This window comes from Pseudomonas chaetocerotis (assembly GCF_015712105.2).
GTDB classification, from domain to species: Bacteria; Pseudomonadota; Gammaproteobacteria; order Pseudomonadales; family Pseudomonadaceae; genus Aquipseudomonas; species Aquipseudomonas chaetocerotis.
This window is the reverse complement of record NZ_JACFYX020000014.1, coordinates 76,656-100,797: the sequence shown is the minus strand read 5'-3', so window position 1 is coordinate 100,797 and position 24,142 is coordinate 76,656. Positions and strand designations below refer to the sequence as shown.

The window sequence follows — 24,142 nt, the reverse complement described above, 5'->3', positions numbered from 1 at the left end:
TCAGGCAGGCTGCCGTGGCAACCTACAGGTTAATCGTCGAGGCGCTCTTCTAATTGGCGCACTTCATGAGAGAGCTTGTCGAGGAACTGCATGCGGCGCATCAGGCGCTCGGCCTCTTCACGGCGAGTTTCGTCATCCCAGCATGCAGCAAAGCGCTCGTTGAGCTGCTCCTGCGCTGTTTTCAGGCGACGCTTGAAGACTGCGACACCAGCAAGATCGGCGTCATCCTGCAGCTCTTCCAACTCTTCACGCAGCTGCATTTGCTGCAGGAGGAAGTCAGGATCCTGCACCGTCACCTCCAGCGGCAGCTCGGGGCCACGCATCGCAAGCAGGTAGCGCGCACGCTGAGATGGCGTTTTCAGAACCTGATAAGCCTCGTTGAGACAGGCCGAGCGCTCAAGCGCCAGACGCTGCTCACGCTCACCGGCATCAGCAAAACGATCAGGATGAGTCTGACGCGCCAGCTCACGGTAGCGAGCAGCCAGCTGCTCCAGATCGAGGCGAAAGCTCGGCTGCAGGTCGAACAGGGCGAAATGACAAGGATTACCCACGCGAGCGCCTCAAACGTTGAAGCTTTCGCCGCAACCGCATTCGCCGCGCACGTTGGGGTTGATGAACTTGAAGCCCTCGTTGAGGCCTTCCTTGACGAAGTCCAGTTCGGTGCCATCGAGATAGACCAGGCTCTTGGGATCGATGATCACCTTGACGCCATGGCTCTCGAATACCTGATCCTCTGCCGCCAGCTCATCAACGAACTCGAGCACGTAGGCCAGGCCGGAGCAACCGGTAGTGCGCACACCGAGGCGAATACCCTCGCCCTTGCCGCGCCCTTCAAGAGAGCGTTGCACGTGGCGGGCAGCTGCTTCAGACATGGTGATGGCCATTACAAACCTCGTATCAGAGCAAGCCTTTCTTCTGCTTGTAGTCGCGCACGGCAGCCTTGATGGCATCTTCGGCGAGCACGGAGCAGTGAATCTTCACGGGCGGCAGTGCCAGTTCTTCGGCGAGCTGAGTGTTCTTGATGCTCTCGGCCTCATCCAGGGTCTTGCCCTTCATCCACTCGGTAGCGAGAGAGCTGGAGGCGATAGCGGAACCGCAGCCGTAGGTCTTGAACTTGGCGTCTTCGATGACGCCGCTCTCGTTGACCTTGATCTGCAGGCGCATCACGTCGCCGCAGGCCGGCGCACCGACCATGCCGGTACCGACATCCGGGTCTTCAGCGTTCAGCTTGCCGACGTTACGCGGGTTTTCGTAGTGGTCGATGACCTTGTCACTGTAAGCCATGTTGTACTTCCTCTCTCATCAGGTGCCGCTCTTCAGGCGGGATCGCCCATCGAGCGATCCACCTCGGCAGCTATCAGTGTGCTGCCCATTCCACGGAGGAAATGTCGACACCTTCTTTGAACATATCCCACAGGGGCGACAGCTCGCGCAGCTTGTCCACGGCCTCACGGACCTTGGCAGCGGCATAATCGACCTCTTCTTCGGTGGTGAAACGACCGAAGGTGAAGCGAATCGAGCTATGCGCCAGCTCATCATTGCGGCCCAGGGCGCGCAGCACGTAGGACGGCTCCAGGGAAGCCGAGGTGCAGGCCGAACCGGACGATACGGCGAGGTCCTTGAGCGCCATGATCAGCGACTCACCCTCGACGTAGTTGAAACTCAGGTTGAGGTTGTGCGGCACGCGAGCAGTCAGGCTGCCATTCACGTACAGCTCTTCCATGTCTTCCAGCTGGCGGTAGAAACGATCACGCAGAGCAGCAATACGCTGATTTTCTGCAGCCATTTCTTCCTTGGCGATACGAAACGCTTCGCCCATGCCGACGCACTGGTGAGTGGCCAGGGTACCCGAACGCATACCGCGCTCGTGACCGCCACCGTGAGTCTGCGCTTCCAGGCGCACACGCGGCTTGCGGCGCACGTATAGAGCACCGACGCCCTTGGGGCCGTAGGTCTTGTGCGCGGAGAAGGACATCAGATCGACCTTCATCTTCTCCAGATCGATTTCCACCTTGCCGGTGGACTGCGCAGCATCGACATGCAGCAGTACGCCACGGGAGCGGGTCAGCTCACCAATGGCAGCGATATCGTTGATGGTGCCAATTTCGTTGTTGACGTGCATGACCGACACCAGCACGGTGTCCTCACGCAGCGCCGCCTCGATCATGGCCGGCGTGATCAGGCCGTCTTCGCCCGGTTCCAGATAGGTCACCTCGAAGCCTTCGCGCTCGAGCTGACGGGTGGTGTCCAGCACCGCCTTGTGCTCGATCTTCGAGGTAATGATGTGCTTGCCCTTGCTGGCGTAGAAGTGCGCAACGCCCTTGATCGCCAGGTTGTTGGACTCGGTAGCGCCGCTGGTCCAGACGATCTCGCGTGGGTCGGCATTGACCAGCTCAGCCACCTGGCGACGAGAGTTTTCTACAGCCTCTTCAGCCTTCCAACCAAAGACGTGGGAACGCGAGGCCGGGTTGCCGAAGTTACCGTCGACCAGCAGGCATTCACTCATCTTCTGCGCAACACGCGGATCTACCGGCGTGGTGGCGGAATAATCGAGGTAAATGGGCAATTTCATTGGGTTTCTCCTATCAGGCAAACGCCCTGCTCACTCGATGGCAGACGCTTCAATCTTATCCAGACGCGGCGTCCTGCCAGTGCAGCGGCGCTGATCCTGGCGCAACGCGACCTCTTGAACCTCACGGCGCGCGACCAGATCGGCCAGGCTGATGCCACTGAGGAACTCATGAATCTGCTGACTGAGATCGCACCACAGGTGATGGGTCAGACAGGTGTCGCCAGAGTGGCAATCGCCCTGCCCCTGGCAACGCGTGGCATCGACCGACTCGTTGACCGCATCGATCACCTGAGCCACCTGAATGCCGCGCATGTCACGCGAAAGCTGATAGCCACCACCCGGGCCACGGACGCTGGAAACCAGACTGCCACGGCGCAGTTTGGCGAACAGTTGCTCGAGATAAGACAGGGAAATGCCCTGCCGCTCGGATATATCGGCCAGGGAAACGGGACCGTGCTGTGCGTGCAGCGCCAGATCCAGCATGGCGGTAACGGCGTAACGGCCTTTGGTGGTCAGTCGCATGGCTCTCTACCACGAATCACTGAATTGCGGCGAAGTATGCAATTTCCGAGTATTTAAGTCAACTATAAGACCGATTGATTTACTCAGGATTGACCGCAAAAAGAGGCGACATGATAGCAAATGCCGCCTCTGCGCGCATCAGGCAGCAGGCTTGTCACTCTGCTGCTGATCCTTGCACACGTCGGCGAAGTCCTCGTCGCGCAAGGTAGGCAAATCCTTGGCGCAATAGTCGCTACCCAGGGCCGTCAACGCCTTGCACACCCCCTCCAGGCGACCATCGACAGCATGCAGATGATCGAGCAACTGGCCGATGGCGCGCGCCACCGGGTCGGGCATGTCCTGACCGACGCCATAGGCATCAAAACCGATCTTCTCGGCCATGGCCTGACGCTTGGCTTCCTGCTCATCATCGGACTTGACGATGATCTTGCCGGGAATGCCAACTGCAGTCGCCCCAGCCGGCACGGCTTTGGTCACCACCGCATTGGAGCCGATCTTGGCACCCGCACCGACCGTGAACGGCCCCAGCACCTTGGCCCCAGCGCCAACCACGACACCGTCCTCCAAGGTTGGATGGCGCTTGCCCTTGTTCCAGCTGGTACCGCCCAGCGTCACACCCTGATAGAGCGTAACGTCATTACCGATCTCGGCGGTCTCGCCAATCACGATACCCATGCCGTGATCGATGAAGAAGCGCCGTCCGATCTTGGCACCCGGATGGATTTCGATACCGGTCATCCAGCGCCCGAAGTTGGACACCACGCGCGCCAGCCACTTCCAACCCGAACGCCACAGAGCATGCGCCACACGATGCAACCAGACCGCATGCAGACCCGGATAGCAGGTCACCACCTCGAAGGCATTGCGCGCTGCCGGATCACGATGGAAAACACTTTGGATATCTTCTCGAATGCGCTCAAACATCAGACTTCCCCTGCTTGTGAGGCTCTCCACGCACGGCCTTCTCTGTCTCGGTAAGGATGCCGCGCAGGATATTCATCTCCAGCTTACTCACCGCACTGCGCCCATAAAGGCGACGCAGGCGCGTCATCAGGTGCCGCGGCTTCTGCGGATCGAGGAACCCGATCATCACCAGTACGCGCCGCAGATGACCGTAGAAGGACTCCAACTCATCTGCCGTCGCTGCCTGGGTGTTAAGCATCGCAGTGGCTTCCAGCTTCTCTACCTTGGTCGGCAGATTCTGCGCCGTGAGCCACGCCATACGAACCTCGTAGGCCAGCACCTGCACCGCCGCCGCCAGATTCAGCGAACTGAACTCGGGATTGGACGGGATATGCACGTGATATTGACATCGCTGCAGCTCCTCGTTGGTCAAGCCGGCATATTCACGACCGAACACCAACGCCACTTCGCCGCCAGCAGCAGCCTGCTCGCAACTGGTCACGCCGCACTCGCGCGGATCCAGCAGCGGCCAGGGAATGCGCCGATCACGGGCACTGGTGCCAATCACCAGACTGCAACCGACCAGCGCCTCTTCAAGACTACCGACGACATGAGCAGCATCCAGCACATCGGTCGCGCCGGACGCACGCGCCACAGCATCGCCACTAGGAAAATCCTCCGGCTCGACCAGCACCAGGCGCGACAGACCCATGTTCTTCATCGCCCGCGCCGCGCCGCCGATGTTGCCCGGATGACTGGTGCCCACCAAAACCACGCGAATATTGTCCAGCAACGCAGACACTCTCAGAAATCTTCAGGGGGCATCGATCTTACCCAAGCCCTCCGATTAATGCCATGCAACGTACAGACGGCGCTTCAACGACAACGGTTTTCTGCTAACATGGCCGGCTTTCTTTAACGCCCCAGGTGAACCTCCCATGCAGCCCATGCTGAATATCGCCCTGCGCGCCGCTCGCAGCGCCGGTGAAATGATCTTTCGCTCCATCGAGCGCCTGGATGTCATCTCGGTAGACGAGAAGGATGCCAACGATTACGTCACCGAGGTCGACAAGGCCGCCGAGCTGATGATCGTCCAGGCCATTCGCAAGGCCTACCCGACCCACAGCTTCCTGGGGGAAGAAGGTGGCGTCCTGGAAGGCAGTGGCGACGGCGCTGACTATCAGTGGATCATCGACCCGCTGGATGGCACCACCAACTTCATCCGTGGCGTTCCACACTTCGCCATCAGCATCGCCTGCAAATACCGGGGCCGCCTCGAGCATGCCATCGTTCTCGACCCGGTTCGCCAGGAAGAGTTTACCGCCAGCCGTGGCCGTGGCGCCGCTCTCAACGGTCGCCGCCTGCGCGTGAGCAACCGCAAGAGCCTGGACGGCGCACTGCTGGGCACTGGCTTCCCGTTCCGCAACGAGCAGCTGGACAACCTCGAGAACTACCTGGGCATGTTCCGCAGCCTGGTCGGCCAGACCGCCGGCGTACGCCGTGCCGGTGCCGCCAGTCTGGACCTGGCTTATGTCGCAGCCGGCCGCTACGACGCCTTCTGGGAATTCGGCCTGTCCGAGTGGGACATGGCAGCTGGCGCCCTGTTGATTCAGGAAGCAGGCGGCCTGGTCAGCGATTTCAGCGGCAGCCACGAGTTCCTCGAGAAAGGCCAGATCGTTGCCGGCAACACCAAGTGCTTCAAGGCCGTACTGACTGCGATCCAGCCGCACCTGGCACCGTCGATGAAGCGCTGATTATCCATCGAGCAATAAAAAAACGCCCCGAGGGGCGTTTTTTTTTGCTTTAGATTCTTACTGAGCCTGCTGCACCAGCACCAACTCACCCTGATCATTGATCGGAATGCGGCTACCCGGATCACGATCCATGCGCACGGTACCGACCTTCTCGCCCAACTGATACTTCACGTCATAGCCCACCAGCTTCTCACTGGTGTCAGTCACGGTATTGCAGCGGGTTTCGGTGGTCGTATAGGTGTCACGCTGCTGCATGCCTTCCTGAATCTTGTTGCCGGCGTAACCACCGCCGACCGCACCAGCGACGGTGGCGATCTTCTTGCCAGTACCACCACCGACCTGATTACCCAGCAGACCGCCCGCAATGGCGCCGATAGCGGTGCCGGCAATCTGGTGCTGATCCTGCACCGGACGCTGACGAGTGACCGTCACGTCCTTGCACACTTCCCGCGGGGTTTTCACGGTTTCATTGATCGGGGTTACAGCCAGCACCTCGGCATAATCCGGGCCGCGATCAACCAGGCTGTAAGTGGCGACAGCACCACCAGCGGTCACACCCACAGCACCCAGTACGGCACCTACCAACAGTGATTTATTCATTTTTGTGTCTCCTAGGCTCGGCGACTCGCGCCCTTTCTCCTTGCCTAGGACAGCAAAAAGCCGCGAAAAGTTCGACTTGCCGCGGCTTTCGCTGTCTTTCATGAAGTCCATCACAACATCATGGACGACCGTCGTCGGCTTCAGCTTCGGCCACTGGAGGAATCAGATCCTCCACGCTGAGCTTCAGCCACACCAGCACGGTGGCACCGATATAGACCGAGGAGTAGGTCCCCACCACCACACCGACCAGCAAGGTCAGGGCGAAGGCCGCCAGCACGTCACCACCGAAGAACAGCAACGCCAGTAGCGCCAGCGCAGTGGACAGCGAGGTGGCGATGGTACGCAGCAGGGTCTGGGTGATCGATACGTCGATGTTCTCGATCAGCGAGGTCTTGCGTAGCACGCGGAAGTTCTCGCGAATCCGGTCGTAGATGATGATGGTGTCGTTGAGCGAGTAACCGATCATCGCCAGCACCGCCGCCAGCACCGTCAGGTCGAAGGGAACCTGGAAGAACGCCAGCACACCCAAGGTGATCACCACGTCGTGCACCAAGGATGCGATCGCACCAATACCAAACTTCCACTGAAAGCGGAAAGCCAGGTAGAGCATGATCCCGCCCAGCGCCAGAAGCATGGCGATACCGCCCTGGTCACGCAGTTCCTCACCCACCTGCGGGCCGACGAACTCGACGCGCTTGACCTCGAAGCGCGCAGCCTCGTCGACCTTGCGCAGCGCAGCCGCGACTTCATTGCCCAGGTCAGGGGAATCGCCAGCCAGACGCACCAGCACATCGGTACTGGCGCCGAAACTCTGCACCACGGCGTCGGCATAACCTGCCTGGCCCAGCTCGGCCTTGATCAGATCAAGGTTGGCCGGCTGCTCATACTGCAGTTCAATCAGGGTGCCACCGGTGAAATCCAGGCCGAAATTCAGCCCCTTGGAAAACAGCGCGCCGAGACCGATCAGCGTCAGCACGACCGTAATGGAGAAGGCGATATTGCGGATCGCCATGAAACGAATGGTTGACTTGATCATGGCTGCACCTCAGATCCACAGCTTCTTGAAGTTACGGCCACCGAAGATCAGGTTGACCAGGCCACGGGTGAACATGATGGCGGTGAACATCGATGTAATGATGCCCAGCGACAGCGTCACCGCGAACCCCTTCACCGGACCGGTCCCCATGGCGAACAGGATGCCGCCCACCAGCAAGGTGGTCAGGTTACTGTCCAGAATCGCCGAATAGGCACGATCAAAGCCCTCGTGCAGGGCACGCTGGACCGGTAGTCCATTGGCCAGCTCCTCGCGTATCCGCGAGAAAATCAGCACGTTGGCGTCAACCGCCATACCCAGGGTCAGCACGATACCGGCGATACCCGGCAGGGTCAGGGTGGCACCGATTGCCGACATCAGACCGACCAGCAGCACCAGGTTGAATGCCAGGGCAACGGTCGCCAGCACACCGAAGAAGCGATAGATGGCGATGATGAAGATTGCCACGAAGATCATCGCCCACTCGGTGGAAGCGATACCCTTGGCAATGTTCTCGGCACCCAGGCTCGGGCCAATGGTGCGCTCTTCGGCGAAGTACATCGGTGCCGCCAGACCACCCGCGCGCAGCAGCAGCGCAAGCTCGGATGACTCGCCCTGACCGTTCAGACCGGTGATGCGGAACTGGCTACCCAGCGCAGACTGAATGGTCGCCAGGCTGATGATCTTCTTCTCTTCGACGAACGAAGAAACGGCAACTTCCTGCTCGACGCCATCGATGTTCTGGCGCACGTAGCGGGTGACCGGCTTCTGCTCGATGAAGATCACCGCCATGCTGCGGCCGACATTGTTGCGCGTGGCGCGATTCATCAGATCGCCGCCGTGGCCGTCGAGGCGAATGTTCACTTGCGGGCGACCATTCTCGTCGAAACTGGCCTGGGCGTCGGTCACCTGGTCACCGGTGATGATCAGTTCACGCTCCAACTGGACCGGCGGACGACCTTCCTCGCGAAAACCGAAGGACTCGGTCGCGCCGCGCGGGGCATCGAGGTCGGCCTGCAGACGAAACTCCAGGTTGGCGGTCTTGCCGAGAATACGCTTGGCCTCGGCAGTGTCCTGCACGCCCGGCAGTTCCACCACGATGCGATTGGCCCCCTGGCGCTGCACCAGCGGCTCGGCCACACCCAGTTCGTTGACGCGATTGCGGACAGTGGTGAGGTTCTGGCGAATCGAGTATTCGCGAATCTCGGCGATCTTCGCTTGAGTCAGGCCCAACTGCAGGACCTGCTGACCATTGCGCTCGACGGTAGTCAGTTCGAAATCGCTGTAATCCTTGCGGATCAGGCGCTGGGCCTTTTCCAGCGCGTCAATGTCGGCAAAGCCGAGCTGAATGCGCTGGTTGCTTTCCGGCATGCTGCGGTAGCGAATGCGCTCCTTGCGCAGCAGGCTCTTGATTTCACCTTCATAGACCTTGCGGCGCACATCCAGCGCCTTGTCCATGTCGACTTCCAGCAGGAAGTGCACACCGCCGGACAGGTCCAGGCCGAGCTTCATAGGGCTCGCACCCAGGTTACGCAGCCAGTCGGGGGTGGTTTGCGCCAGGTTCAGCGCCACGACGTAATCATCGCCCAGAACACGACGGACGATGTCCTTGGCCGGCAACTGGTCATCCTGCTTGATCAGACGAATCAGACCGCCACGGCCACGCTCATCGATGCTGGCCGCCTTGACGGAAATGCCGGCGTCCTGCAGCGCTTTGCTGGCACGGTCTACATCCGCCTGCTCGATGCTCAGCGCCGAACTGGCGCCACTGATCTGCACGGCAGGATCGTCTGGATAGAGGTTGGGAATGGAGTACACCAGGCCGATTGCCAGAACGGACAAAATCAGCAGGTACTTCCACAGAGGGTATTTATTGAGCATGAACGGGCCGCCCGCTTTATGACGCGGGGCGCTAAAGTGCACCTCTAAAAACTACCTGCGTTGCCATCGCTGCATTAAAAACAGGCTCGTGCGCGAGTCCGATCAAAATGCTCGGCTATCGCTCCTAACGTCGGTCGCAACCCCGGCCGTTTTCGCCTGCTTTTGCCTTGCGCTGGCTGCCTCGCCTACGTTTTTAGAAGTGCCCTAAAGCGCCCCGTGGAATGGAAAAACCGAGAACCGAATCAGATGGCTTTCAGCGTGCCCTTGGGCAGAGTGGCAGCGATGGCCTGCTTCTGGAATTTCAGCTCGACGGTGTCAGATACCTCGATCACCACGAAATCATCGGCAACCTTGGACACCTTGCCAGCGATACCACCGCTGGTGACCACTTCGTCGCCCTTCTGCAGGTTGCCGAGCAGGTTCTTGTGTTCCTTGGCGCGCTTGGCCTGCGGACGCCAGATCATCAGATAGAAGATGACCAGAAAGCCGATCAGGAAGACCCACTCGAAACCGCTGCCGGCAGGACCAGCAGCCGCAGTGTCAGCGTAAGCGGCAGGGATGAAAAAGCTCATGTAACACTCCTAATGGAAAAGATCTTGAATCGTTCGGGAATCAGTCAAGCGGCGGCACAGGCAGGCCGCGCTTGGCATAGAAGGTTTCGACGAAGGCGGCCAATGTACCCTGTCCGATAGCCTCGCGCAAACCAGCCATAACCCGCTGATAATGCCGCAAGTTATGGATGGTATTGAGCATGCTACCGAGCATTTCGCCGCACTTGTCCAGATGGTGCAGATAAGCGCGCGAGAAATGTTTGCAGGTGTAACAGTCGCAGGTCGGATCCAGCGGCGAATCATCGTGTTTATGCACCGCGTTGCGAATCTTCACCACGCCGGTATCGACGAACAGGTGGCCGTTGCGCGCATTGCGCGTGGGCATCACGCAGTCGAACATGTCCACGCCACGGCGCACGCCTTCGACCAGGTCTTCCGGCTTGCCTACGCCCATCAGGTAGCGCGGCTTGTCGGCCGGCATGTGCGGCGGCAGGAAATCCAGCACCCGGATCATCTCTTCCTTCGGCTCACCCACCGACAGTCCGCCAATGGCCAGGCCATCGAAGTCGATCTCGCAGAGCCCTTCGAGCGAGCGCATGCGCAGCTCTTCATGCATGCCGCCCTGGACGATACCGAACAGCGCTGCGCTGCTCTCACCGTGCGCGACCTTCGAGCGCTTGGCCCAACGCAGCGACAGCTCCATCGAACGCTTGGCCACGTCGAATTCGGCCGGGTACGGCGTGCATTCATCGAAGATCATCACGATGTCCGAGCCCAGGTCACGCTGCACCTGCATCGACTCTTCCGGCCCCATGAAGACCTTGGCGCCATCGACCGGCGAGGCGAAGTACACGCCCTCCTCCTTGATCTTGCGCATCGCGCCCAGACTGAACACCTGGAAGCCGCCGGAGTCGGTGAGGATCGGCCCCTGCCACTGCATGAAGTCATGCAGGTCGCCATGTTTCTTGATCACCTCCATGCCTGGACGCAGCCACAGGTGGAACGTGTTGCCGAGGATGATCTGCGCGCCGATGTCCTCGACGTCGCGCGGCAGCATGCCCTTGACCGTGCCATAGGTGCCCACCGGCATGAAGGCGGGGGTTTCCACCACGCCACGCGGAAAGGTCAGCCGCCCACGACGGGCCTTGCCGTCGGTGGCCAGCAACTCGAAGGACATGCGACAGGTGCGCGACATACTCAAACCTCGGGCCCGCGAGCGGCGGGATTGCGGGTGATGAACATGGCATCACCGTAACTGAAGAAGCGATAACCCTGCGCCACGGCTTCGCGGTAGGCGGCCATGGTTTCGGGATAACCGGCGAAGGCCGACACCAGCATCAGCAGGGTCGACTCGGGCAGGTGGAAATTGGTCACCAGAGCATCGACCACATGAAACGGGCGCCCCGGATAGATAAAGATGTCGGTGTCACCGCTGAAGGGCTTCAACTCACCGTCGCGCGCGGCGGTTTCCAGCGAACGCACGCTGGTGGTGCCAACGGCGACCACCCGCCCACCCCGTGCGCGACAAGCCGTCACGGCATCGACCACATCCTGACCGACCTCCAACCACTCGCTGTGCATATGGTGATCTTCGATACGCTCGACCCGCACCGGCTGGAAAGTGCCAGCACCGACGTGAAGCGTCACGAACGCAGTCTCCACGCCCTTGGCGCGGATCGCAGCCAGTAGCTCGTCATCGAAGTGCAGACCCGCAGTCGGAGCCGCTACGGCACCCGCCTTCTGCGCATAGACGGTCTGATAGCGCTCACGGTCCGCCTCGTCATCCGGTCGGTCTATATAAGGAGGCAGCGGCATGTGCCCGACACGCTCCAGCAGCGGCAGCACCGGCTCGGCGAAACGCAACTCGAACAGCGCATCGTGACGTGCGACCATCTCGGCCTCGCCGCCACCGTCGATGAGAATCTGCGAACCGGGCTTGGGCGACTTGCTCGAGCGCACGTGGGCCAGCACGCGATACTGATCGAGCACACGCTCCACCAGCACCTCCAGCTTGCCACCGGAGGCCTTCTGACCGAACAGACGCGCCGGAATCACCCGGGTGTTGTTGAACACCATGAGATCACCAGGACGCAGTTGTTCCAGCACATCGGTGAACTGGCCGTGGCGCAGCTCACCGCTTGGGCCGTCGAGCTGCAACAGGCGACTGGCACGACGCTCGGCCAGTGGATGACGGGCGATCAGCGACTCGGGAAGGTCGAAGTGAAAATCGGCAACACGCATGATTCGGAGGGGGTATTTCTGCAGGGTGGCAAAGCTTACCGGATTTCCACCTGCCCGACCACGTGAGCCTTAGGCGCATACCTGGCGACGATACGCGCCAAGGTGCCATCGGCCTGCAGAGAACGAATGGCAGCATTGAATAACTCGAGCCGTCCGGCCAACTGTCGATGCAGGCGCAAGCGCAGCTGTGAGCGATTGATCGCCGGGCCTTCCTCCACCTGCCAACGTGGCGCCTGCAACCGCGCGTCTTCATGCTGAAGATAGCGCCACTCCAGCCGATCCAGAATGCCGGCCTCGCTACGCCCCTGCGCCACCAGATAGATCAGCGCTCGAACATCGGCGCCATCGTTGCGCTGAAAATACTCACTGCCGGCATAGCCATAACCGCGCACCGTTGCGATCGAGCGCCCCCGCAAGTCCTGCAGATGCCGATAGGGGAAGCTCCTGCCCGGCGCGAAGATCAGCATTTCTTCGGTTTCCAGCACAGGCACCGTCCATAGCGACACCGCCTCCTGATCGCTATCGCTACGCCAGCTTTTGCTCACGCAACATTCGATCTGCAATTGCCCATCACGGAAAAGCTTTTGCGTACGCAAAGGCGGCAGCGGGTGACTGGCTTGCAGGTGCTCAGGCAATCGCTCATCCAGCGCGAGCATGAGTTCATGGAAGATGCCGCTGACGCGCTGATCCTCGACTATCCAGTAAGGCGCCCAGCTCTCGTCGGTCACGGCATAAGTCAGGGTCTGGGCCTGAACAACAGGCGCAAGCAGCAGGCCGGCGACAAGCGTTCTGCACAAGATATTGACCACTCCTCCTTCTCCCTCGCAATGCCCCAGGCTATTTATATGCGTCGCACTCGGCACGCTTGATGACAGCCGGCGATTCTAGCCGTAACCATGCAATAAAAGCCGGACGCCATCATCAACACCATTGGCCGTTAGTAGATCAGTCAAGCGCAGCACCAACGCCGATTGACCGAAGCAAGACGCATCCCTATACTGCGCCGCCATCGTGCCCCGGTGGCGGAATCGGTAGACGCGGCGGATTCAAAATCCGTTTTCGAAAGGAGTGGGAGTTCGAGTCTCCCCCGGGGCACCACGATTAGAAGCCCGCAAGACATTGGTCTTGCGGGCTTTTTCGTATCTGCGCGAACAACTTGGGCAATGGTTGCAAGCATGTTGCCGATGAACCTTTTCTGCACCTCGACAAGCCTCGCAAAACCTGGCCGGCGACCTTGCTGGCGGGGGTTGGCAATTGCGCAAAAGTTAGCGTAGAGTGAACCAACTGTTTGCATGGGTCGCTGTGAATCGTGACTCTGGTGCAGCAGATCATCCAGATCCGCTACATCCCGCTCGACTTCTATTACTCCTTGCAACCAGTCTCAGCCCTCTATACTTGGAGGCTGTCATCAACTCTAGTTTCAAGGAAAAAGACATGTCGAATCGTCAGAACGGTACCGTCAAGTGGTTTAACGACGAGAAAGGTTTTGGTTTTATCACTCCCGAAAGCGGTCCGGATCTGTTCGTGCACTTCCGCGCGATCGAAGGCAACGGCTTCAAGAGCCTGAAAGAAGGCCAGAAAGTCAGCTTCGTAGCTGTGCAAGGTCAAAAAGGCATGCAGGCTGACCAGGTTCAAGTCCTGGGCTAATCGCCGCTGCTTTGAAGAACCCCTGATATCCGTCAGGGGTTTTTTTTGCCTGTTATTCCCGTCGCAGCGCCAGGTTACATATAGCCCATGCACTTCTTTATTTCGAGAACAAAGTCGCGGTTAGAATGGCGCGCACTTTCGTCTCAGCGAGCCCATCATGCCGAAACACCAATTACGTCCGCAGGGAGACTTCCCCACTGCCGGGCTGATTCGTCGCCTGGCGGCCCTCTTCTATGATTTTCTGCTTTGCGTGGCGTTGATCATGGTGGTCACCCTGATCTATCAGCAGGGCATTCTGCGCCTGATTCACGGCGGCGATGCGCTGATGGCCATGTCCGAAGCCGGCGCCCTGGACCATGATCCGATTCTTGCCAGCCTGGTGCTGCTGTCGCTGTTCGCCTTCTTCGCCAAATTCTGGACGCACAATGGCCAGACACTGGGCATGCAGGCTTGGGGGCTGCGCATCCAGAACGCCGACGGCAGCGCCATCGATCTTTGGCAGGCCCTGCTGCGTTTCGTGGTCGCCATCGGCTCCTGGCTGTTCGCTGGGCTGGGGTTCCTCTGGTTGTTGTGGGACAAGCAGGGACGCACCTGGCACGATATCTACTCCGATAGTCGTGTGGTGCAACTGCCAAAGAATATTCACAAGAAATAGCCCTGAGCAGATGCAAAAAAGCCGGTTCACTGAACCGGCTTTTTCATGCCCCTGATTCGCCTCAGCCAGCCCGACGCAGCAGCCACACACCAGCCAGCGCACAGATACCTGCCGGTACCAGCACCGCCAGTAGCGGCGAGAAACCGAATACCAGGCTCGAAGGGCCCAGCAGATCCTGGGCGATACGGAAGATGAAGCCCACCAAAACGCCGGTGAATACGCGCTGCCCCAGGGTCACCGAGCGCAGCGGGCCGAAGATGAAGGAAATCGCCATCAACATCAGCGCACCGGTCACCAGCGGCTGCAACACCTTGGTCCAGAACGCCAGCCAGTAGCGGGCATTGTTCAGGCCCTGCTCACCCAGGTAATGGATGTATTGCCACAGCCCGGTGACCGACAGCGCTTCAGGCTCCATCACCACCGTACCGAGCAGCTCTGGGTTGAGCTCGATCTCCCAGCGTTCTTCGGATTGATTGACCACTTCGGAGCGATCTTCGTGCAGCAACGTGGTCTGCACGTTGCGCAGCATCCAGTGGCTGTCACGGTACTCGGCACGGCGAGCGAAACTGGCCGAAAGCAGATGGCGTTCGTCATCGAAGCGGTAACGCGTCACCCCCAGCAGAATGCCATTGGGCTGCACGGCGTTAATGTGTACGTATTCCTGCCCCTGGCGGTGCCACATGCCGCGCTTGGAGCTCTGCGCCGCACCGCCCCCCTGAGCCAGCGCGCGATCTGCCTGGGCCTGGTTTTCGGTAAGCGGCGCGACGTATTCGCCGATCAGAATGCCGGCCAGCATCAGCACCAGCATGGGCTTCATCACTGCCCAGACGATGCGCCCGATGGAGACACCCGCCGCACGCATGATGGTCAGCTCACTGTTGCTGGCCAACGAACCGAGACCGATCAGGCAGCCGATCAGCGCCGCCATCGGCAGCATCTCGTAAGCGCGACGCGGAGCGGTCAGCAATACGTACCAGAGCGCCTGACCAAGACCGTAATCGCCCTTGTTCAGATCGCCCAATTCGTCGATGAACGCGAACAGCAGTGCCAGGCCCAGAATGATGCCCAGCACTGCCAGAATGGCGAAGAACACCTGGGTACCGATGTAGCGATCCAATTTAGCCATGAGCCACCTCCGACACCGGCGCACGACGACTGGCCCACCACAGACTCAGACGCTCCCAATACAGCAACAACAAGCCGATGGCGAGGAAGATGCCATGCACCCACCACAATCCCAGCGCTTCGGGCAAACGCCCCTTGTCCAGCGCGCCACGTGCCGCAATCAGCAGACCGAGGTAAGCCATGTAGAGAAAGATTGCCGGCAATAGCTTGAGGAAGCGGCCCTGGCGCGGGTTGACCTTCGACAGCGGCACGGCCAGCAGGGTGACGATGAACACCAGCAAGGGCAGTGACAGGCGCCATTGCAACTCGGCCTGCAGGCGTGGGTCGTCGCTGCCGAACAGCTCACGCGTCGGCGTCGCCTCGCGCTCGCTGGCTTCGATGGCGACCTCGGGCTTGGGCAGCAATACACCATAAGTGTCGTACTGGATGGCGCGATAGTCGGCCTCGCCCGGCTCGCCGTCATAGCGATAGCCGTTTTCCAGAATCAGATAGCGACTGCCGTCTTCCTGAATTTCCTGACGACCACTCTCTGCCACCAGCACGGTAATGCCACGCTCCGAGGTGCCATCGGAGGAGAAGCGCTTCTCCGACATGAATACGCCACGCAGCTCGCTGCGATCAGGCGACAGCTCCTGCGAATAGGTCACCCGTGAACCATCGCGTAGCGACTGAAAACGCCCCGGAACCAGAGTATCGAGCTCGGTCAGGGCATCCTGCTCGTTGAGGATGCGCGACACGCTGGCCACACCTTGTGGCGCCAGGCCCAGGCTCAACCAACCCACCAGCAGGGCGACGATCAACGCTGGCGCCATACTGTAGACAGTGAGGCGCTGCTGACTGATGCCAGTGGCTGACAGCACGGTCATCTCGCTATCGAGATACAGACGACCGTAGGCCAGCAGGAAACCGAGGAACAGGCCAAGCGGCAGGATCAGCTGCAGGAAGCCGGGAATCCGGTAGCCCATGATCAGAAACAGCACGCCGGGATCGAGCACGCCCTGCGCGGCCTGGGCCAGGTATTTGATGAAACGGCCGCTCATGATGATCACCAGCAGCACGGCACTCACCGCACTAAGGGTCACCAGCACTTCACGGGACAGATAACGGAAGACGATCAAACCGGACGCTCCAGGGTTGTCAGGCTCAGGCGCGAGCGCTCACACTAGCCGCACCTACTTGCCGGCCCACCGCAGGGTGGACCCTCGAAAAATGGCGGCCATTATCCGTCAAACCCGACTCTTTGTCTTGGGGACAGCTCACTATGGAATTCCTCGTCAAAAGCACCCGTGCGGAAACCCTGAAAACCGCGACCCTGGTCGTCACCATCGGTGAAGGGCGCAAGCTCGGCGACGCCGCCAAGGCCGTCGACCTGGCCAGTAACGGTGCGCTGAGCGCCGTGCTCAAGCGTGGCGACATCGCCGGCAAGCCGGGCCAGACCCTGCTGCTGCACAGCCTGCCCGGACTGAAAGCCGAACGCGTGCTGCTGGTGGGCTGCGGCAAGGGCGACCTATCCGACCGTCAACTGCGCAAATTGGTTGCAAGCGTGCATGGCGTGCTAAAGGGCCTGGGCGGCGGCGATGCCCTGCTCGCCCTGGGCGAACTCAAGGTCAAGGGCCGCGATACCTACGGCAAGGCCCGCCTGATCGTGGAGACCCTGGCCGACGGGACCTACCTGTTCGAGCAGTTCAAGAGCCAGAAGGCCGACCCACGTGCACTGAAGAAAATCACCCTGATCGTCGACAAGGCCGAACTGGCCGCTGCCGAGCGCGGCCTGCAGCACGCCCGCGCCATCGCCAGTGGCGTCGCCTTCACCAAGGACCTGGGCAACCTGCCGCCGAACCTCTGCCACCCCAGCTACCTGGCCGAAGAGGCCAAAGCGCTGGGCAAGGCGTACAAGAGCCTCAAGGTGGAGATCCTCGACGAGAAGAAGCTCAAGGAGCTGGGTGCTGGCGCCTTCCTCGCCGTGGCTCAGGGCAGCGAGCAGCCGCCACGGATGATCGTCATGCACTACCAGGGCGGCAAGAAGGATGAGAAACCCTTCGCCCTGGTCGGCAAGGGCATCACCTTCGACACCGGCGGCATCAGCATCAAGCCGGCGGCCGGCATGGACGAGATGAAGTACGACATGTGCGGCGCCGCCAGCGTGTTCGGTACGCTCAAGGCCGTACTGGAACTGCAACTTCCGATCAACCTGGTGTGCCTGCTGGCCTGTGCCGAGAACATGCCCAGCGGCCGCGCCACCCGCCCCGGCGACATCGTCACCACCATGAGCGGGCAGACCGTGGAGATCCTCAACACCGACGCCGAAGGCCGTCTGGTGCTGTGCGACACCCTGACCTACGCCGAGCGCTTCAAGCCGCAGGCGGTGATCGACATCGCCACCCTCACCGGCGCCTGCATCGTCGCCCTGGGCAGCAATGTCTCCGGTCTGATGGGCAACAACGACGCGCTGATCAAGCAGATCCTCAAGGCCGGCGAAAGCGCCGACGACCGCGCCTGGCAACTGCCGCTGTACGACGAGTACCAGGAGCAGCTTGATAGTCCATTTGCGGACATCGCCAATATCGGTGGGCCAAAGGCCGGCACCATCACGGCGGGCTGCTTCCTGTCGCGCTTCGCCAAGAACTTCCACTGGGCGCACCTGGATATCGCCGGCACCGCCTGGATCAGCGGCGGCAAGGACAAAGGTGGCACGGGCCGTCCGGTGCCGATGCTGACCCAGTACCTGCTGGATCGCGCCAAGGTCTGATCCAGAATCCGGGCCATGCTCTTGCAGGAGCGGATTCATCCGCGATTTCATCGCGAATGAATCCGCTCCTACGACATCCAGATCACCACCGTCCGACTGTTGAAAAACCGAATGCCCAGAATCGAGTTCTACGTTCTCTCCTCCAACGACACCGTGGGCCGCCTGCGTACGGCATGCCAACTGGCGCTCAAGGCCTGGAGCGCCGGCTTACCGGTATTCGTTCGCGGTAGCGACGAGGCGCAGTGCGGTGAACTCGAGGAACTGCTATGGACGTTCAAAGCCGAACGTTTCGTGCCTCATGATCTGCATCGCGATGCGCCACTGTCACCCGTGGCGCTGGGCATCGACGAAGTGCCGAGCACCGAGCAGGGCGTGCTGATCAACCTTGGTAGCAGCCTGTCACCGCATATCGAGCGCTTTTCCCGCATCATCGAGATCGTCAATCAGCAGCCTGAACTGCTCAACGCCTGTCGCGAGAATTTCCGTACCTATCGCCAGCGCGGGTATGATCCGCAACGCGTCGAACTTTAGTGTCCGTGCACGCTCACAACACAAGTCACTCCAGCCCCTTTTCTCGCTGCGCCGATAACCATGGACACCCCCAAGCCTCCACAGAAACCTGCTCAGTTGCTGCACGACCTGGAGTCGATTCGCGAGCTGCTGGGCGATAACGGCAGCGAACCGCCGCTGCTGATCGACTCGCTCGATCCGGACAGCATTCCGGTGCTATCCGATATCGTCAGCGCGCCGCCTGGCCCGCCGCCGCCCTTTCACGCAACGCCGACGCCCGCACCGACACCAGCGCCACAGCCTACGCTGGCGCCAAGCACGCTGCGCGAGCGCATCGAGCCACGCCTGCATGACAGTGCCCGCGATATGCAACACCTCAATGCCGAGTTGCGCGCCGCCGCTCAGTTGATCCTGCAGGATGTGATCGACGACTTCGTGCCGCAGATCGAGGCCGAACTCAAGCGCCGCCTCGAAGCCCGCCTGCCGCGCCTGCTGCCGCCACGCAAGTAGACGAAGCCGCCACCCAACCGTAAAACTGAACGCGGGTCTGCCATTTCCCGTAGGGCGGGTGCAACCCGCCACACCATGGATGACGGGTTGCACCCGCCCTACAGCTCAAGGCTTATGGCTTGACGCTCAGAAGCGGTATACTTGTCGGCTTTTCCGATCAGCCGTCAAAGGGTCCCGCCGCGCATGGACAAGACCTACCAGCCGCACGCCATTGAAACCGCCCTGTACCAGAACTGGGAAGCCAAGGGCTACTTCGCCCCGCAAGGCTCGGGCGAGCCCTACACCATCATGATCCCGCCGCCGAACGTCACCGGCAGCCTGCACATGGGCCATGGTTTCAACAACTCGATCATGGATGCGCTGATCCGCTTCCGCCGCATGCAGGGCCGCAATACCCTGTGGCAGCCGGGCACTGACCACGCGGGCATCGCCACGCAGATGGTGGTCGAGCGTCAGCTGGCCGCCGACGGCATTGGCCGACACGATCTGGGCCGTGAGAAATTCCTGGAGAAAGTCTGGGAATGGAAGGAGCAGTCCGGCGGCACCATCACCCGTCAGATTCGTCGCCTGGGTAGCTCGGTGGACTGGTCGCGCGAGCGCTTCACCATGGACGACGGCCTGTCCGAAGCCGTGAAAGAAGCCTTCGTGCGCCTGCACGAGGACGGTCTGATCTATCGCGGCAAGCGCCTGGTCAACTGGGACACCAAGTTCCACACCGCCATCTCCGACCTGGAAGTGGAAAACCACGACGAGAAAGGCTCGCTGTGGAACCTGCGTTACCCGCTGGCTGACGGCAACAAGACCGCCGACGGCAAGGACTACCTGATCGTCGCCACCACCCGTCCGGAAACCATGCTCGGCGACAGCGCCGTGGCCGTGCACCCGGAAGACGAGCGCTACAAGGCGCTGATCGGCAGCTTCGTCGAACTGCCGCTGCTGGGCCGCCGCATTCCGATCATTGCCGATGACTACTGCGACCCCGAGTTCGGCACCGGCTGCGTGAAAATCACCCCGGCGCACGACTTCAATGACTACGAAGTGGGCAAGCGCCACAACCTGCCGCTGATCAACATCTTCGACAAGAACGCCGCTGTGCTGGCTCAGGCCCAGGTGTTCAATATCGACGGTAGCGTCAACGCCGAGATCGACGGCAGCCTGCCAGCCGAATACGCCGGTCTGGACCGCTTCGTCGCGCGCAAGCAGATCGTCGCTGCCTTCGACGCCGCCGGCCTGCTGGAAAAGATCGAAGACCACGCCCTGAAAGTGCCGAAAGGCGACCGTTCCGGCACCGTCATCGAACCGTGGCTGACCGACCAGTGGTACGTCTCCACCAAGCCGCTGGCCGAGAAAGCCATCGCCGTGGTCGAGAGTGGCGAAATCCAGTTCGTGCCCAAGCAGTACGAAAACATGTACTTCAGCTGGATGCGTGACATCCAGGACTGGTGCATCAGCCGTCAGCTCTGGTGGGGCCACCGCATTCCGGCCTGGTACGACGATGCCGGCAACGTCTACGTCGGCCGTGACGAAGCGGAAGTACGCGCCACGCACAACCTCGGCGATGCCAACCTGCGCCAGGACGAAGACGTGCTGGACACCTGGTTCAGCTCCGGCCTGTGGACCTTCTCCACCCTCGGCTGGCCGCAGCAGACCGATTACCTCAAGACCTTCCACCCCACCGACGTGCTGGTCACCGGCTTCGACATCATCTTCTTCTGGGTCGCCCGGATGATCATGCTGTCGACCCACCTGACCGGGCAGATTCCGTTCAAGACCGTGTACGTGCACGGCCTGGTGCGCGACGGTCAGGGGCAGAAGATGTCCAAGTCCAAGGGCAACGTGCTCGATCCGCTGGATATCGTCGACGGTATCGACCTCGAATCTCTGGTGGCCAAGCGCACCAGCGGCATGATGCAGCCCAAGCTGGCCGAGAAGATCGCCAAGCAGACCCGCGCCGAATTCCCCGACGGCATCGCCGCCTACGGCACCGACGCCCTGCGCTTCACCAACTTGGCGCTGGCTTCCACTGGCCGCGACATCAAGTTCGACATGGGCCGCGTCGAGGGCTACCGCAACTTCTGCAACAAGCTGTGGAACGCTGCCAACTTCGTCATCGAGAACACCGATGACAAGGACACCGGCATCAATGGCGAGACCGTCGAACTGTCCCCGGTAGACCGCTGGATCATCTCCGCCCTGCAGCGCACCGAGGCTGACGTCACCCGCCACCTCGACGCCTTCCGCTTCGACCTGGCCGCGCAAACCCTGTACGAGTTCATCTGGGACGAGTACTGCGCCTGGTATCTGGAGCTGGTAAAGCCCGTATTGTGGGACGAAAACGCGCCCATCGAGCGCCAGCGCGGCACCCGCCGCACGCTGGTACGCGTGCTGGAAGTGATCCTGCGTCTGGCCCACCCGTTCATGCCCTTCATCACCGAAGAAATCTGGCAGCGCATCAAGGCTCAGGCCGGCGTCAGCGGCGAGACGCTGATGCTGCAACCCTGGCCGGTGGCCAATGAGAGCCGCATCGACGCCGCCGCCGAAGGGGACATCGAGTGGGTCAAGCAACTGATGCTCGGCGTGCGTCAGATCCGTGGCGAGATGAAAATCTCCATGGCCAAGCGCATCGACATCATCGTCGCCAACGCCTCGGCCTCCGATCTGCGTCGCCTGGCCGACTTCGAGCCGCTGCTCAGCAAGCTGGCCAAGCTGGAGTCGGTGCGTGTGCTGGCTGCCGGTGAAGAAGCGCCGATGTCCGCCACCACGCTGGTCGGTGAGATGGAAGTGCTGGTGCCGATGGCCGGGCTGATCGACAAGGACGCCGAACTGGCGCGTCTGGACAAGGAAATCGGTCGCCTGGAAGGCGAAGTACAGCGCGTCGGCGGCAAGCTGAGCAACCAGGGCTTCGTCGCCAAGGCCCCGGCTGAAGTGCTGGACAAGGAACGCGCCAAACTGGCCGAGGCTGAACAGGCCCTGGCCAAGATGGTCGAGCAGCGCGGCAAGATCGCCGCACTCTGATCACTGCGCACCACCGAAAGACCCGCGCCATAACCGGCGCGGGTTTCTTTTTTGTGGGTGGGCTTCAGCTCACCATCGGTACCCCACATGGGCAGCCCGCCCCTGCACAGCGCGTCCAGCAACAGCTGGCGCAGACTTAACTTTATGGAGAGCGCCTCCCAGGCCTCTACTCCTTGTTTGATCGATCACCCGGAACACCCATGACCGCTCGCTCCCCCTCCCTGCTCGACGCGTTGCTGCCAATTGGCGTACTTGTCGTGCTGCTCAGCCTTTCCGTTTACCTGTTCGGCGACAGCTCCTCCAGCGGCCCGAACCAGATCGCTTTGATGAGCGCAGCCTTCGTTGCCGGCCTGGTCGGTCTGAAGAACGGCCTGCGCTGGGCCGAGATCGAGGAAGGCATACTCGCCGGCATCCATATGGCGATGAAGGCCAACCTGATCCTGCTGGCGGTCGGCGCGCTGATCGGCACCTGGATTCTCGCCGGCACGGTGCCGACCATGATCTGGCTGGGCCTGAAGCTGATCAGCGCCGAGTATTTCTACCTCACCAGTTGCCTGATCTGCGCGCTCACCGCACTGTCCATCGGCAGCTCCTGGACAGTCGCCGGCACCCTCGGCATCGGCCTGATGGGCGTGGCAGCCGGTCTGGGACTGGATCCGGCAATCACCGCCGGGGCGATCATCTCCGGCGCCTACTTCGGCGACAAACTGTCGCCGCTGTCGGACACCACCAATCTGGCACCCGCTGCTGCGGGTGCCGATCTGTTCGCGCATATCCGCAACATGCTGCGCACCACCGTGCCGGCACTGCTGATCGCACTGGTGATCTTCTTCACCCTCGGCCAGCAGGCCAGCGCCGAGCATGACACTGGGCGCATCGTCGAAGTGCTGGCCGCCCTGGAGGTTCAGTTCAACCTGGGCTGGCACCTGCTGCTGCCGGTGGCGTTCCTGTTGCTGCTCGCGGTGCGTCAGTGGGCTGCCTTCCCGGCGGTGTTTCTCGCCGCCCTGCTCGGTGCGGTGTTCGCCGTGCTGTTCCAGCCGGAGGTGATGGCACGCCTGGCCGACCCTCAGGCTGGCACCCTGGCGCCGCTGAAAACGGTATGGAGCGCGTTGTTTGCCGGCTATGAGTCGGCCAGTGGCAACGCCGAACTCGATGGCCTGCTGTCCAAGGGCGGCATGGCCAGCATGCTCACCACGGTGTGGCTGATCATCTGCGCCATGTGCTTCGGCGGTGTGCTGGAGCGCCTCGGCCTGCTGCAACGCCTGCTGCAGAGCGCCCTGCGCCTGGTACGCAGTGACAGCGGCCTGGTCGCCAGCACCATCACCACCACCATTGGCACCAACATCATCACCGCCGACCAGTACATCGCCCTGGTGCTGCCAGGGCGCATGTACCGCGCCGAATACGAGAAACGTGGCCTGGCGCCGACCAGTCTGTCACGCGCCCTGGAAGACGGCGGCACTCTGACTTCAGTGCTGGTGCCGTGGAACACCTGCGGCGCCTACATGGCCGCGACGCTTGGCGTTGCCACCCTGAGCTACCTGCCGTACTGCTTCTTCAACCTGATCATGCCAGTGCTGGCTATCGTCCTGGCTTATGTGCTGCCGCCCAAGCGTCGTACTCAAGAGAGCTGAGCGAGCCATCGCCCACGGCGCTGATCGAAGCGCCGTGAGCGATGCAGCAGAAACTGCCGCGCACCTTTGATCCAGGAGGGCTGGAGCTCACGCGCTTACAGAATCTCGCCATAAAGTATCGTTTGACTTCTCCCAAACAGTGTTTTCTGCGCTGCCCACTCCCAATTGCCGAACTTTTCAGGCATCTTCTGCGGCCTCCCCCGGCGGCGTCATACCGGGCGCTCATATTCTTATAAAAAA

General features: G+C 61.2%; 24 protein-coding genes and 1 tRNA gene. 9 read left to right on the top strand and 16 right to left on the bottom strand.

All coding sequences use genetic code 11. The annotated features are described in order from the left end of the window. Positions 1-29: 29 nt before the first annotated feature. The 7 genes from hscB to trmJ form a co-directional block, all read right to left on the bottom strand. A complete protein-coding gene (hscB, locus tag H3221_RS21775; RefSeq protein WP_196476549.1) occupies positions 30-551 on the bottom strand; it encodes a co-chaperone HscB in 522 nt (173 codons plus the stop codon). 9 nt (positions 552-560) lie between these two features. Next, positions 561-884, bottom strand: a complete 324-nt coding sequence (iscA, locus tag H3221_RS21770; RefSeq protein ID WP_017675181.1) for an iron-sulfur cluster assembly protein IscA — start codon at positions 882-884, stop codon at positions 561-563. 13 nt (positions 885-897) lie between these two features. After that, positions 898-1,284 carry a Fe-S cluster assembly scaffold IscU gene (gene iscU, locus H3221_RS21765; RefSeq protein ID WP_003246233.1) on the bottom strand — a complete coding sequence of 129 codons (387 nt, stop codon included), beginning with the start codon at positions 1,282-1,284 and terminating at the stop codon, positions 898-900. A 73-nt stretch (positions 1,285-1,357) separates the two neighbouring features. Beyond that, positions 1,358-2,572, bottom strand: coding sequence for an IscS subfamily cysteine desulfurase (locus H3221_RS21760; protein WP_196476550.1), 1,215 nt, complete (start codon positions 2,570-2,572; stop codon positions 1,358-1,360). Between the two features lie 30 nt (positions 2,573-2,602). After that, on the bottom strand, positions 2,603-3,094 hold the full coding sequence (gene iscR, locus H3221_RS21755; protein ID WP_196476551.1) for a Fe-S cluster assembly transcriptional regulator IscR: 492 nt from the start codon (positions 3,092-3,094) through the stop codon (positions 2,603-2,605). Positions 3,095-3,232: 138 nt separating this feature from the next. Next, a complete protein-coding gene (cysE, locus tag H3221_RS21750; RefSeq protein WP_160019821.1) occupies positions 3,233-4,018 on the bottom strand; it encodes a serine O-acetyltransferase in 786 nt (261 codons plus the stop codon). After that, entirely contained in the window at positions 4,011-4,790 is a 780-nt protein-coding gene (gene trmJ / locus H3221_RS21745; RefSeq protein WP_196476582.1) for a tRNA (cytosine(32)/uridine(32)-2'-O)-methyltransferase TrmJ, read from the bottom strand. The genes cysE and trmJ overlap by 8 nt, the downstream gene beginning before the upstream one ends. Before the next feature lie 145 nt (positions 4,791-4,935). Here trmJ and suhB point away from each other — a divergent pair, with 145 nt between their 5' ends. Then, a complete protein-coding gene (suhB, locus tag H3221_RS21740; RefSeq protein WP_196476552.1) occupies positions 4,936-5,751 on the top strand; it encodes a type III secretion system regulator SuhB in 816 nt (271 codons plus the stop codon). A gap of 57 nt (positions 5,752-5,808) precedes the next feature. On the opposite strand, the gene H3221_RS21735 is transcribed toward suhB, so the two are convergent. The 7 genes from H3221_RS21735 to H3221_RS21705 all read right to left on the bottom strand — a co-directional run bounded on the left by H3221_RS21735 (position 5,809) and on the right by H3221_RS21705 (position 12,854). Beyond that, positions 5,809-6,351 carry a glycine zipper 2TM domain-containing protein gene (locus H3221_RS21735; protein WP_196476553.1) on the bottom strand — a complete coding sequence of 181 codons (543 nt, stop codon included), beginning with the start codon at positions 6,349-6,351 and terminating at the stop codon, positions 5,809-5,811. A 118-nt stretch (positions 6,352-6,469) separates the two neighbouring features. Then, entirely contained in the window at positions 6,470-7,387 is a 918-nt protein-coding gene (secF, locus tag H3221_RS21730) for a protein translocase subunit SecF (RefSeq protein ID WP_196476554.1), read from the bottom strand. Between the two features lie 9 nt (positions 7,388-7,396). Beyond that, on the bottom strand, positions 7,397-9,265 hold the full coding sequence (gene secD, locus H3221_RS21725) for a protein translocase subunit SecD (protein ID WP_196476555.1): 1,869 nt from the start codon (positions 9,263-9,265) through the stop codon (positions 7,397-7,399). A gap of 242 nt (positions 9,266-9,507) precedes the next feature. Continuing rightward, on the bottom strand, positions 9,508-9,837 hold the full coding sequence (gene yajC / locus H3221_RS21720; protein WP_160019827.1) for a preprotein translocase subunit YajC: 330 nt from the start codon (positions 9,835-9,837) through the stop codon (positions 9,508-9,510). 40 nt (positions 9,838-9,877) lie between these two features. After that, positions 9,878-10,993 carry a tRNA guanosine(34) transglycosylase Tgt gene (gene tgt, locus H3221_RS21715; RefSeq protein WP_196476583.1) on the bottom strand — a complete coding sequence of 372 codons (1,116 nt, stop codon included), beginning with the start codon at positions 10,991-10,993 and terminating at the stop codon, positions 9,878-9,880. 20 nt (positions 10,994-11,013) lie between these two features. After that, positions 11,014-12,057 carry a tRNA preQ1(34) S-adenosylmethionine ribosyltransferase-isomerase QueA gene (gene queA / locus H3221_RS21710; RefSeq protein ID WP_196476556.1) on the bottom strand — a complete coding sequence of 348 codons (1,044 nt, stop codon included), beginning with the start codon at positions 12,055-12,057 and terminating at the stop codon, positions 11,014-11,016. Between the two features lie 35 nt (positions 12,058-12,092). Then, positions 12,093-12,854, bottom strand: a complete 762-nt coding sequence (locus H3221_RS21705; protein WP_224490734.1) for a substrate-binding periplasmic protein — start codon at positions 12,852-12,854, stop codon at positions 12,093-12,095. A gap of 216 nt (positions 12,855-13,070) precedes the next feature. Between H3221_RS21705 and H3221_RS21700 the strand changes: the two genes are divergently transcribed. The 3 genes from H3221_RS21700 (at position 13,071) to H3221_RS21690 (ending at position 14,359) form a co-directional block, all read left to right on the top strand. Next, a tRNA-Leu gene (locus tag H3221_RS21700) sits at positions 13,071-13,155 on the top strand. Between the two features lie 336 nt (positions 13,156-13,491). Then, positions 13,492-13,704 carry a cold-shock protein gene (locus tag H3221_RS21695; RefSeq protein WP_003459665.1) on the top strand — a complete coding sequence of 71 codons (213 nt, stop codon included), beginning with the start codon at positions 13,492-13,494 and terminating at the stop codon, positions 13,702-13,704. A 157-nt stretch (positions 13,705-13,861) separates the two neighbouring features. Beyond that, positions 13,862-14,359, top strand: a complete 498-nt coding sequence (locus H3221_RS21690) for an RDD family protein (protein ID WP_017675206.1) — start codon at positions 13,862-13,864, stop codon at positions 14,357-14,359. A gap of 61 nt (positions 14,360-14,420) precedes the next feature. Here H3221_RS21690 and lptG read toward each other — a convergent pair whose 3' ends face one another. Then, entirely contained in the window at positions 14,421-15,485 is a 1,065-nt protein-coding gene (gene lptG, locus H3221_RS21685; RefSeq protein WP_196476558.1) for an LPS export ABC transporter permease LptG, read from the bottom strand. After that, a complete protein-coding gene (gene lptF / locus H3221_RS21680) occupies positions 15,478-16,602 on the bottom strand; it encodes an LPS export ABC transporter permease LptF (RefSeq protein WP_196476559.1) in 1,125 nt (374 codons plus the stop codon). The genes lptG and lptF overlap by 8 nt, the downstream gene beginning before the upstream one ends. 143 nt (positions 16,603-16,745) lie before the next feature. Here lptF and H3221_RS21675 point away from each other — a divergent pair, with 143 nt between their 5' ends. The 5 genes from H3221_RS21675 to nhaC all read left to right on the top strand — a co-directional run bounded on the left by H3221_RS21675 (position 16,746) and on the right by nhaC (position 23,902). Next, entirely contained in the window at positions 16,746-18,233 is a 1,488-nt protein-coding gene (locus tag H3221_RS21675) for a leucyl aminopeptidase (RefSeq protein ID WP_196476560.1), read from the top strand. Positions 18,234-18,344: 111 nt separating this feature from the next. Further along, the gene (locus H3221_RS21670) at positions 18,345-18,764 is read left to right on the top strand and encodes a DNA polymerase III subunit chi (RefSeq protein ID WP_196476561.1); all 420 of its coding nucleotides are present in this window, start codon (positions 18,345-18,347) and stop codon (positions 18,762-18,764) included. A 60-nt stretch (positions 18,765-18,824) separates the two neighbouring features. Then, on the top strand, positions 18,825-19,253 hold the full coding sequence (locus tag H3221_RS21665; RefSeq protein ID WP_196476562.1) for a DNA polymerase III subunit chi: 429 nt from the start codon (positions 18,825-18,827) through the stop codon (positions 19,251-19,253). Positions 19,254-19,436: 183 nt separating this feature from the next. Further along, a complete protein-coding gene (locus H3221_RS21660; RefSeq protein ID WP_196476563.1) occupies positions 19,437-22,268 on the top strand; it encodes a valine--tRNA ligase in 2,832 nt (943 codons plus the stop codon). Between the two features lie 200 nt (positions 22,269-22,468). Next, positions 22,469-23,902, top strand: a complete 1,434-nt coding sequence (gene nhaC, locus H3221_RS21655; RefSeq protein WP_196476564.1) for a Na+/H+ antiporter NhaC — start codon at positions 22,469-22,471, stop codon at positions 23,900-23,902. Positions 23,903-24,142: the final 240 nt, after the last annotated feature.

Excerpts from the sequence above, each read along its gene's own strand:
- H3221_RS21665 (WP_196476562.1), top strand. The coding sequence starts at position 18,825 with ATGGACACCCCCAAGCCTCCACAGAAACCTGCTCAGTTGCTGCACGAC.
- yajC (WP_160019827.1), bottom strand. The coding sequence starts at position 9,837 with ATGAGCTTTTTCATCCCTGCCGCTTACGCTGACACTGCGGCTGCTGGT.
- queA (WP_196476556.1), bottom strand. The coding sequence starts at position 12,057 with ATGCGTGTTGCCGATTTTCACTTCGACCTTCCCGAGTCGCTGATCGCC.
- H3221_RS21735 (WP_196476553.1), bottom strand. The coding sequence starts at position 6,351 with ATGAATAAATCACTGTTGGTAGGTGCCGTACTGGGTGCTGTGGGTGTG.
- lptG (WP_196476558.1), bottom strand. The coding sequence starts at position 15,485 with ATGGCTAAATTGGATCGCTACATCGGTACCCAGGTGTTCTTCGCCATT.
- cysE (WP_160019821.1), bottom strand. The coding sequence starts at position 4,018 with ATGTTTGAGCGCATTCGAGAAGATATCCAAAGTGTTTTCCATCGTGAT.
- secD (WP_196476555.1), bottom strand. The coding sequence starts at position 9,265 with ATGCTCAATAAATACCCTCTGTGGAAGTACCTGCTGATTTTGTCCGTT.
- H3221_RS21690 (WP_017675206.1), top strand. The coding sequence starts at position 13,862 with ATGCCGAAACACCAATTACGTCCGCAGGGAGACTTCCCCACTGCCGGG.
- H3221_RS21695 (WP_003459665.1), top strand. The coding sequence starts at position 13,492 with ATGTCGAATCGTCAGAACGGTACCGTCAAGTGGTTTAACGACGAGAAA.
- H3221_RS21675 (WP_196476560.1), top strand. The coding sequence starts at position 16,746 with ATGGAATTCCTCGTCAAAAGCACCCGTGCGGAAACCCTGAAAACCGCG.
- tgt (WP_196476583.1), bottom strand. The coding sequence starts at position 10,993 with ATGTCCTTCGAGTTGCTGGCCACCGACGGCAAGGCCCGTCGTGGGCGG.
- iscR (WP_196476551.1), bottom strand. The coding sequence starts at position 3,094 with ATGCGACTGACCACCAAAGGCCGTTACGCCGTTACCGCCATGCTGGAT.
- H3221_RS21760 (WP_196476550.1), bottom strand. The coding sequence starts at position 2,572 with ATGAAATTGCCCATTTACCTCGATTATTCCGCCACCACGCCGGTAGAT.
- H3221_RS21660 (WP_196476563.1), top strand. The coding sequence starts at position 19,437 with ATGGACAAGACCTACCAGCCGCACGCCATTGAAACCGCCCTGTACCAG.
- iscA (WP_017675181.1), bottom strand. The coding sequence starts at position 884 with ATGGCCATCACCATGTCTGAAGCAGCTGCCCGCCACGTGCAACGCTCT.
- iscU (WP_003246233.1), bottom strand. The coding sequence starts at position 1,284 with ATGGCTTACAGTGACAAGGTCATCGACCACTACGAAAACCCGCGTAAC.
- H3221_RS21670 (WP_196476561.1), top strand. The coding sequence starts at position 18,345 with ATGCCCAGAATCGAGTTCTACGTTCTCTCCTCCAACGACACCGTGGGC.
- suhB (WP_196476552.1), top strand. The coding sequence starts at position 4,936 with ATGCAGCCCATGCTGAATATCGCCCTGCGCGCCGCTCGCAGCGCCGGT.
- secF (WP_196476554.1), bottom strand. The coding sequence starts at position 7,387 with ATGATCAAGTCAACCATTCGTTTCATGGCGATCCGCAATATCGCCTTC.
- nhaC (WP_196476564.1), top strand. The coding sequence starts at position 22,469 with ATGACCGCTCGCTCCCCCTCCCTGCTCGACGCGTTGCTGCCAATTGGC.